Below are 8,830 nucleotides of genomic sequence, written 5' to 3'. Positions count from 1 at the left end.
CAATAATGACGGGGTTCATACATGTAAAAACATGCACTGGCTTTTAACACACTGTTGAGTTCTCAAGAAACGGACGCGTACAACCTTACTTGAAACCGTCTGGCTTCTCGCTCGTGGCGTTCATCTCGTTGTGTCTTAATTCTTTCAGCCGTTCAAGTTCCTGTCAAATTGACCGGACTTGCTCGATCTGTGGGAATTAATCCGCGCCCCGTTTCCGGGACAACCCCTCTAACTTACCAGCCAATCCGAGTGGACGCGCACGTCCGCCGCGGTGGAGGTGTCAGGAAGTTTGTCCCCGGAGTGAGTCCGGCGATCAACGCCGTCCTCGTGGGACTGGTGAACTCTATGTACGCCTCCTGGAACCGTCAAATCGACGGTCTCGCCGCACGTCCGGGGTAGGTACCGGGGCGTGCGAGATCAACCCGTGCCCAGGGCACTCATCATTCTGGTCGGCATCGCCGGCGCGGTGATCGCCCTGTTCGGCCTGCGGGAGATCGCCGCGATCGCCGGTCCCGTGATCCTTTCCCTGGTGCTGGTCATCGCCGTCGCTCCGGTGCGCGGCTGGCTCGACGCCAGGAGAGCGCCCGTGTGGGTCCAGGTCGCGGTGCCGTTTCTCATCGTCGTGCTGGTGCTGCTCGGCATGGCCGGCATCCTCACCATCTCGATCTCCCAGCTCGCCTCGCTCCTGCCCACGTACGCCGGCCAGTTCGAGCAGCTCCTGGTCGACGGCCAGCGGTGGGCCGCGGCGCACGGCCTTGGCACCGACGTGTTCAACAGGGCGCTGCGGACGTTCGATCCCGGCAGGCTGCTCGGGCTGGCGCAGGCCCTGCTGGGCAGTTTGATCGGTGTTCTTTCCAGTCTCTTCCTCATCGTCGTGTCGTTGCTGGCGATGTGCCTGGACGCGCCGGTGACCGCGAAAATCCTCGCCGCCGGTGAAGGAAGCAGGCCGCAACTGGTAACCGCTCTTGCCACGTTCGCGCACAAGACGCGGCGCTATCTCATCGTGTCCACCGTCTTCGGACTGTTGAACGCGATACTGAACGTCATCGCGCTGTCCTTGCTGGACGTGCCGTTGCCGCTGCTCTGGGGAGTCCTGGCGCTCATCGCCAACTACGTCCCGAACATCGGTTTCGTCATCGCGTTGGTGCCGCCGGCGCTGCTGGCGTTGCTGGACGAGGGCGTGCGCACAATGGCGCTCGTCATCGTCGCGTATGTCGTCATCAACGTCATCATCCAATCGTTCATCCTGCCCAAATTCCTGGGTGACGCCGTGGAACTGTCGACGACGATGACGTTCATCTCGTTGATCGTCTGGGCCTTCGTGCTGGGTCCGCTGGGCGCGATTCTCGCCGTCCCGCTGAGCCTGCTCGCCCGGGCGGTGCTGATCGACAGCGATCCGAGCGCCACCTGGGCACGGGACCTCGTGTCAGGCCGGCTTCCGAACAGGCGAGACCAGGCGGCGCATTGACACCCCGCTCAGCCGCTTGACGTCGTGTGACAGGTGCGCCTGGTCGGTGTAGCCCGCCGTGACGGCCACGTCCGCGAGCGGGACGCCGGCGCGCGCCAGCCGCAGCGCACGTTGGAAGCGGACGATGCGCTGCAGGGTCTTGGGCGCGTAGCCGAAGGCCGTCATGCTGCGGCGATGCAGCTGGCGCTCGCTGAAGCCGAGGTCCCAGGCCACCTCGGTCACCGTGCGGCCGGCACGGAGCGCCCTGGCGATGGCGGGCGCGGCGGGATCGGCGCCATCGGACTGGGCCAGGCGGCTCCTGACGGCCGAGCGCATGGCTTCCAGGCGCCATCCGAGCTGCGGGCCGCACTCGGCGATCGGCAGCTCGGGAAGGTCGGACAGAGGGACACGCTGGTCGCATAGCTCATGGAGCGGAACGCCGAAGAGGTCGCCCACCGCACCCGGCTTGAAGCGGATGCCCACGAACGTGTCGCCGGCCGTCATGCTCGCAGGCATGGGGCCCGTGTCGGGTCCGGCCACGACCAGGCCCCTCGGGCCCCAGATGAGGTCGACGCAGGCGTCGGGCACCACGAGCTGGGTGGCCTCCGTCTCGCTGACGCGGTGCCACACGCACGCGACGCGTCCGGCGAGGTCCGGGTCTGGAGGCCGTTCCGCGTACATGCTCCCAACGTACGCCGCCCCACCGACAGAACGAACTCAGCCCGGCAGCCGCCCGTACGCGCGTAGCGTCTTGAGCCTCTGCAGGACCAGGTACCCACCCCATTCGTGCTCCACGACCGGCGTCCAGATCAGCCAGTTGGCGCTCCACCCCGCGTCGTCGAACTGCGTGTCCATGAGCGCGTCGAGATGGGTGTCCAGGACGTCCTGCGTGAAGAGCGGCAGCCGCAGCGGCTCCGAGGCGAAGTCCAGCGGGAAATGGACGTGCCCGGTCTCGTTCAGGTCGAAGGCGACCGTGGACAAGATGTCCTCGCGCAATCGGGCGAATTCGGCATCTGCCCGCTCCCGGTCGGGGATCAGGTTCAGGAAGGTCACGATCGCGCGGGCGTCGTACGGGCCGATCTCCTTGAGCTCGGCGATTCGCGACCAGCAGAAGTCCGTGGCCGTGGCCAGCCAGGGGTGCGTGATGCCGTGCTTGTGCAGGAGCCCGGCGATCGAGGCCGTGGGGACGAGGTTGCCCGGCGGGTCGTCGTCCGTCTGCCACCACGGTGCGCGCAACGTGTCCCTGACGGAGGGCAGGACGAACGGCACGCCCCCGTCGGGCGCGGTGACGCCGGCCAGGTAGTCGCAGGCGGCCGCCACCATCGGCGAGTCGAAGGCGTCCAGCTCGTCCAGGATCCAGAAAGCCACTTCGACCGGCTCCGGCTGGCTGCTCGCACCGCGTAGGTCGGGCTCCAGAGCGTGGCCGAAGCCGCCGTCGGGGTTCTGGTAGCAGCGCAGCGCGTCCAGCACGCGCTCACGTGAGCCGCCCCGGAACAGCGCCTCGAAGCACAGTCTGTCGATCAGCCTCCCGTGCAGGTGGAGGTAGTTTTCGGCGCGGTCGAGTATGTCCATGGCGACAGTTCTAGCGTGGTGCCGTCCCGGGGTTCTTGTAAGAATCGGACGCATGGAGCAGCGGCGCTGGGACATCGACGAGCGATTCACCGGAGTGGGTGACGCGGCGGCGATGCTGCCCGCCGTGCACCGGCTCGAGGAGATGATGCGCGGTGACGGGTGGGTTGCCGAGGAGCCCGAGGCTCATCTCCTGCCGCATCTGCGGCGCGTCCCCGGGTGGGAGATCCTCGGCGAGCGGCTGCTCGACGACGGGTTCTACGAGGTGCGGGCACGGCCGGAGAAGCGGCTGGAGGGCATCCACGAGCAGCGGGCCGTGATCAGGTTCCTGTCCGTGATCGCCGAGCCCGCCTTCCTGGTACGCCAGACCGGCGGCAACGTGTACGAGTGCGTGACCGGAGTGATGCCCGGCGACTCGCCCGGGTACAAGTCACACGGGCACCTCGTCCGCGTCATCGTCACGGACTAGCGTCCGTCTGCGAAAGCGCTCATTTCACGAAGAAGACCGGGCCGCGTGGCCGGAACGGCAGGGGGGCGCCCTGCGGCACCAGGAACGCGTGCTCCCTGCGGATGCGCAGCACGTCGCACTGGCCGTCGGTGATCACCAGGATGGGCCCGTCCGGCGGGAAGTCGTCGGCCCGTTCCAGCAGCTTCACGCCCGGCTGGAGGATCGTGCCGCCGCGGCCGCGCACCCTGACCCGGCCCGCGATCGCCTCCACCGGCAGGTATCCGGCGTCGTAGGCGGTCGCGTCGCAGAAGACCACGCGGGCACGGGGCACGTCGCGGGCCGAGGCGTAGGAGGCGATCGCGCCGAGCGCCTTACCGAGGAGCTTCACGTCCATGGAGCCCGAGGTGTCCAGCACGACCCCGAACGTGGGCCGGCGCACGACCTCCTCGGGGCGCACCCAGCCGGGCCGGGGGATGTCCGGGCTCGACGCCTGCCTGCGGGAGGCGCGGGCGTAGGAGCGCCGCCGCTCCTCGGGCTGGAAGTGCTCGTCGAACCAGCGTGCGAGCTGTGCGTCCCAGGGCAGCGGCGGCTGGTCGAGGGCGCGGATCTCCTCCTCGAGCCCGGCGGGCAGGAGGCCGCGGCCGCTCGTCTGGTGGTAGGCCAGGCCGGTGCAGAGCGCGTTGCGGTAGTAGTCGTCGAGGTCGACGTACCCGCCGATGCGGCGCGGCGGCCGGTCGAGCACGTCGCCGAGCCCGCGCCCGCGCAGGGTGGCCAGCTTGCGCAGGCGCCGCAGATCGGTGGCGATCCGGTCGTAGACGGCTTCGGCGGACAGACCGCTCAGCGACTGGTCGAACAGCAGCCCTTCCGGCATCTCCCCGACGCCCATCTCGACCAGCCACCCGTTGATGACGTAGTCGCAGGCGACGTTCCACAGGTACGGGTCGCGCAGGCCGGTCCGCTCGCCGTGCCGCAACGCGGCGTGCAGCATCTCGTGGGCCAGCACGAAACGCCATTCCTGCGCCGAGTGCCGGGCGAGCGGGTTGACGTAGATCTCCCCCGCCTCGGCGCTGACCGCGGCGATCGAGATGTCCCAGCCCCTGGCCAGCTCGGCGTCCGAGACGATCTTCATCCCCGCCGCGAGCGCGCCGAGCAGTGGGTAGGACGACATGAACCAGCGCAGCGCTGTGTCCCATGGGCCCTTGACGTGTCCTTCGACGGAGGTGCGCGGCTCCCCTGCCCGGTCGAGCGCGGACGTGGCCGCCTCGGCGATGCCGATCGCGAACGTCCGCTGGAAGTCCAGGTCGTCGGCGAGCTCGGCCGAGCCGATGCGGAAGTCGGGCTCGCCGAGAGGCTTGAAGCGCGGCGGGAGGCCGAGCCTGCGCCACTGCTCGGACAGCGTCACCTCGTCCTGCTCGGGCAGCTCATCGGGCAGCGGCGCGGGGCAGCGGCCGATCTTCAGCGTGCGCAGGAACCGGTCCACGACCAGGCAGCAGGCGGCGTGGTAGGCGGGCTCGGGGCGGTCTTCGTCGATGTCCTTGGGCGCGCAGACGCGCGGGTCGGCATGGCCGAAGCCGAGGTGGAGCAGCAGGTGGGCGAAGACCCACGACCATTCCTCGGCCGGGGCGCGGTGCTTGGGGTGGAAGTGCACCTCGCCGTAAGCGGTGACGATCGCCCAGGTGTCCTTCGTCAGCTCGCCGTCGTCGGCCGCCTCAAGATGGCGGCGGAAGACGCTGAACAGGGGATGACTGACGACGGCGTGCCAGCCCTTCATGACCTCCGCGCGCCATGGATCCTTCTTCTCCTTGCGCCCGCTCATGATCGGGCCGCCATCAGCCGCGGCACGTCCCTGCCGACCTCGACGAGGAACCAGGTGGGCAGCGCGGGCGCGCCGTCGGCGTTGTTGGCGATGACGAGCTGGGCGCATTCGAGGGAGATCTCGGCCAGCTCGACCAGCAGTGTCTTCGCGCGGAAGCCCAGGTCGCGGCCGCGGCCGGAGGCGCCGCGCTTGTCGGCGGGCAGCTCCTTGATCAGGCGGGCGCGGAAGGCCTCGGCCAGGAAGTAGAGCAGGTCGCGTTCCTCGGGCTGCCGGGGCCACGGGGCCTCGCCCTTCAGCACTGCCTCCAGGTCGTAGGCGTGGCGCACGGTCTTGACGTAGGCGCGGAAGGCGGAGGCGTGCGTGCCGGTGAGCGTGCCGAACGCGAGCATGGCGAGCGTGTCGTCGGCGACGTCGTCGCCGTAGGAGACGAGCACGTCCGACAGCATGTGCCAGGCGCGCGGCGAGGAGAACGGCTCCTCGGTCTTCGGCGGCGGGCTCCACAGGTGGTCGGGGCGCTGCACCAGGTAGTCGACGATCCATGGGTGGATGCCGTTGCCGGCCGCCCACTTCAGCCAGTCGTCGGCCGAGGCCCGCAGGTGAACGTGGACCAGCCGGTTGATCAGCGCGGAGGCCATCGGGCGGGCGAGCGCGTTGTCGGTGGCCCGGTTGCCCGCGCCGATCACCACGGAACCGGCGGGCAGCTCGTACGTGCCGATCCTGCGGTCGAGGATCAGCGAGTAGAACGCCTTCTGCACCTCGGGCGAGGAGGCGTTGAGCTCGTCCAGGAACAGGCAGTACGGCTCCGCCCTGGCGATCGACTCCGGCGGCGCGAAGCGGCTGCGCCCGTTCACCAGCTCGGGCACGCCGATCAGGTCCTCGGGGGCGAGCTGGGTGCCGAGCAGCGTCACGCATTCCAGGCCGAGCGAGTCGGCGAACTCGCGTACCAGCGAGCTCTTGCCGATGCCGGGCGCGCCCCACAGGAACACCGGCCGGACCACGGCGACGTGCAACAGCAGCTCGGGAAGCCGTGCCGGGGTGACCGTGACCGTTGCCTGCATGCCGTCCAGGGTGACCAATCAGGTGTTCGACGCGCATCAGGTTTATTGCTTTGCCCCGGTGACCGGCCACCTCCTACAGTGGCGCGCATGTCATCCATGTTCACCTGCCAGGTCTTCATTCGCATCCGCCGCAGCCGGGCTCTGGCCCGCTAGCGGACGCGATCATCCGAGGCTGAGCGTCCGCACGCGCGCCCAGGGCCCTTCGAGACCCGTTGACTCTCGAGGACCCGAAAGGGCAGTGCTGTGGCGCAGAATTTCGCGCACGGAAACTATTCACACACCCAGAAGAAGGCCAGGAACGGCGGCGGCGGCCGCACGCCCATAGATCGGGCGCGGCGGACACTCTCGCAGAATTTCCTGGTCGACAGGCATGCCGTCGAACTGATGCTGAAGGCCGCCGCTCCCGAAGGGCTCGTGCTGGAGCCCGGCCCGGGAGACGGGGTGCTCACCGTGGCGCTGGCCGAGGCGGGCGCGCGGGTCGTCGGTTACGAGATCGATCCGCGGCTGGCCGGGCGGCTGGCTTCGCGCACGCGTAGCGATCCCAGGATCGACGTGGTCAGGGGCGACTTCACGCTCGCGCGGGCCCCGCGCGAGCCGTTCGCGGTCGTGGGCAACATCCCCTACTCGGTCACGTCGAAGATCGTGGACTGGTGCCTGCGGGCGCCGGCCCTGACCTCGGCGACGCTGCTCACGCAGCTGGAGTACGCCCGCAAGCGCACGGGCGACTACGGCCGCTGGAGCCTGGTCACCGTGGAGTCGTGGCCGTGGTTCAGCTGGCGGCTCGGCGACACGATCGGCCGCGAGTGCTTCCGCCCCGTGCCGTCGGTCGACTCGGCGATCCTGCGTATCCAGCGCAGGACCGAGCCGCTCGTGTCCGGCCGCCGCTCGTATCAGGAACTGGTGGAGCTGGGGTTCGGCGGCGTGGGCGGGTCAGTGCGCGCCTCGCTCAAGACCCGCTACCAGGGGGTCGACGCCGCGCTGGCGGCGGCGGGCGTGGCTCGCGACGCCGTCGTGGGTTACGTGCACCCCGACCAGTGGATCACCCTGTGGGAGCGCCTATGCGGGTGAGGTGATCTTGGCTCCCGCCGTGGACCCCACGGCGGGGGCCAGGCCCGAGGCCGTCGCGTCGCGACGCTCCCAGGGCATGGCCAGCGCCAGGATCGGCAGCAACACGATCGATGCCCGCGACCACAACGAGTGGAGGTGCCACCATTCGTTGACGTCGAACTGGGTCATGTAGAGGTAGCCGTATCCCGACCAGAGCGAGACGGCGATGATCGCCGGCCAGGCGAACCTGGTGGGCCGGGCGATCAGGAACGGCATGAACCACAGCAGGTATTGGGCGCCCAGCCGGGGCGTCACCACCATGAAGACCAGCAGGATGGCCGTGGTCATGTCGATCGGGTCGGCCCGCCGCCAGATGAGGATCGCCGCGACGACGCAGAGGTAGATCAGGTTCGTGCCGAACGAGGCCAGGTCCGGCCGCAGCGCCCAGTCGCCGTTGGTGAACCATGGGGTCCAGCCGTATTCGCCGACGATCGGCCGGATGTCCCGGATGGTGTTGATGACCGCCGGGATCTGGTTGAGCGACGTGCCCGCGAAGATGGGCAGCGTGGCCAGGAAGAACAGCGGCACCAGCCCGGTGGTGAACATGGCGGCGACCCGGGAGCGCAGGTTGGGCAGGAGCAGCAGCATGCCGGGGATCAGCCAGATCGGCCAGCTCTTGGCACACAGCGCCAGGCCCATCAGCAGCCCGGCCAGCGCGCCCCGCTTCAGCACGGCCAGGTCGCCGGGGCCGGGCAGCAGGGCGCGGTGCAGCATGCCGCCGCGGCCGATGACGCGCGGGATCGAGGCGCGCACGCCGTAGACCGCCACGCCCCTGCGGACCTTGGCGGCCACGTCGGTGACCATGCCGGCACGCTCCGGCGCGCCGGGACCACGGGCGACGACGAACGCGGCCACGCCGAACACCAGCGCGACCGGCTCGACCTGGCCGTGCACGGCGGCGATGAGCACAGCGAGCGGGCTGAGCGCGTACTGCAGGGCGCGCAGCGACGCCTTGGGACCGCCGGCGAGCTTGGCCACCAGCGGGATGAGCGCGATGTCGGCGACCACGGTGACCAGGCGTCCGGCGTATTCCCACGGGATGCCGAACCACAGCAGGATGCCGTACACGTAGGGGATGGTCGGCAGGAAGTGCCAGCCGCCCTCGCTGGCCAGCACGGGGTCCTGGCCCCTCAGCACGGCCTCGCCCGCGGGCTTGAAGCTCTCCATGAAGTCGACGGGCTGCCATGAATCGATCGCCGATGTGTACATGATCAGCACTCGCACGACCACGCCCACGAGGACGGCGACGATGAGCGGAGGCCGCCAATCACGCCATTGGGCGACGAGGGCGAGTATGACACCGGCGACGAGGACTATCCCCGTGAGAACTGCGTAATCCATGGCGGCCTCTAGCCTGCCGTAACAAGCTGAGTGCCGCCACCTGG

Annotated in this window: 8 protein-coding genes; 3 read left to right on the top strand and 5 right to left on the bottom strand. The window is 69.3% G+C overall.

Annotated features, from left to right (window positions below; translation table 11 throughout):
* The first annotated feature begins 409 nt into the window (after positions 1-409).
* Positions 410-1,468 (top strand): AI-2E family transporter, encoded by a 1,059-nt coding sequence (locus ACTMTI_RS11705; protein WP_441120277.1) that lies wholly within the window; start codon positions 410-412, stop codon positions 1,466-1,468.
* On the opposite strand, the gene ACTMTI_RS11700 is transcribed toward ACTMTI_RS11705, so the two are convergent.
* Positions 1,427-2,128, bottom strand: coding sequence for a DUF6597 domain-containing transcriptional factor (locus tag ACTMTI_RS11700; RefSeq protein ID WP_441120276.1), 702 nt, complete (start codon positions 2,126-2,128; stop codon positions 1,427-1,429). The genes ACTMTI_RS11705 and ACTMTI_RS11700 overlap by 42 nt on opposite strands.
* Before the next feature lie 36 nt (positions 2,129-2,164).
* A complete protein-coding gene (locus ACTMTI_RS11695) occupies positions 2,165-3,019 on the bottom strand; it encodes a hypothetical protein (protein WP_441120275.1) in 855 nt (284 codons plus the stop codon).
* 52 nt (positions 3,020-3,071) lie between these two features.
* Here ACTMTI_RS11695 and ACTMTI_RS11690 point away from each other — a divergent pair, with 52 nt between their 5' ends.
* Positions 3,072-3,485 carry a hypothetical protein gene (locus ACTMTI_RS11690; protein ID WP_441120274.1) on the top strand — a complete coding sequence of 138 codons (414 nt, stop codon included), beginning with the start codon at positions 3,072-3,074 and terminating at the stop codon, positions 3,483-3,485.
* 19 nt (positions 3,486-3,504) lie between these two features.
* Here ACTMTI_RS11690 and ACTMTI_RS11685 read toward each other — a convergent pair whose 3' ends face one another.
* Together ACTMTI_RS11685 and ACTMTI_RS11680 are read right to left on the bottom strand one after the other, a co-directional pair.
* Positions 3,505-5,280 (bottom strand): vWA domain-containing protein, encoded by a 1,776-nt coding sequence (locus ACTMTI_RS11685; RefSeq protein ID WP_441120273.1) that lies wholly within the window; start codon positions 5,278-5,280, stop codon positions 3,505-3,507.
* A complete protein-coding gene (locus ACTMTI_RS11680) occupies positions 5,277-6,338 on the bottom strand; it encodes an AAA family ATPase (protein ID WP_441120272.1) in 1,062 nt (353 codons plus the stop codon). The genes ACTMTI_RS11685 and ACTMTI_RS11680 overlap by 4 nt, the downstream gene beginning before the upstream one ends.
* Before the next feature lie 243 nt (positions 6,339-6,581).
* On the opposite strand from ACTMTI_RS11680, the gene erm reads away from it, so the two are divergent.
* Positions 6,582-7,406: an ErmE/ErmH/ErmO/ErmR family 23S rRNA (adenine(2058)-N(6))-methyltransferase gene (gene erm / locus ACTMTI_RS11675; protein WP_441120271.1), complete on the top strand. Its 825-nt coding sequence runs from the start codon at positions 6,582-6,584 to the stop codon at positions 7,404-7,406.
* Here erm and ACTMTI_RS11670 read toward each other — a convergent pair.
* Positions 7,395-8,786 carry a hypothetical protein gene (locus tag ACTMTI_RS11670; protein ID WP_441120270.1) on the bottom strand — a complete coding sequence of 464 codons (1,392 nt, stop codon included), beginning with the start codon at positions 8,784-8,786 and terminating at the stop codon, positions 7,395-7,397. The two genes, erm and ACTMTI_RS11670, sit on opposite strands and share 12 nt — an antisense overlap.
* Positions 8,787-8,830: the final 44 nt, after the last annotated feature.

The sequence above is a fragment of the Nonomuraea sp. H19 genome, assembly GCF_052068215.1.
In the GTDB taxonomy this organism is placed as follows: domain Bacteria; phylum Actinomycetota; class Actinomycetes; order Streptosporangiales; family Streptosporangiaceae; genus Nonomuraea.
Note: the sequence above shows the minus strand (reverse complement) of the source record. Positions and strands in the feature narration are given on the sequence as shown.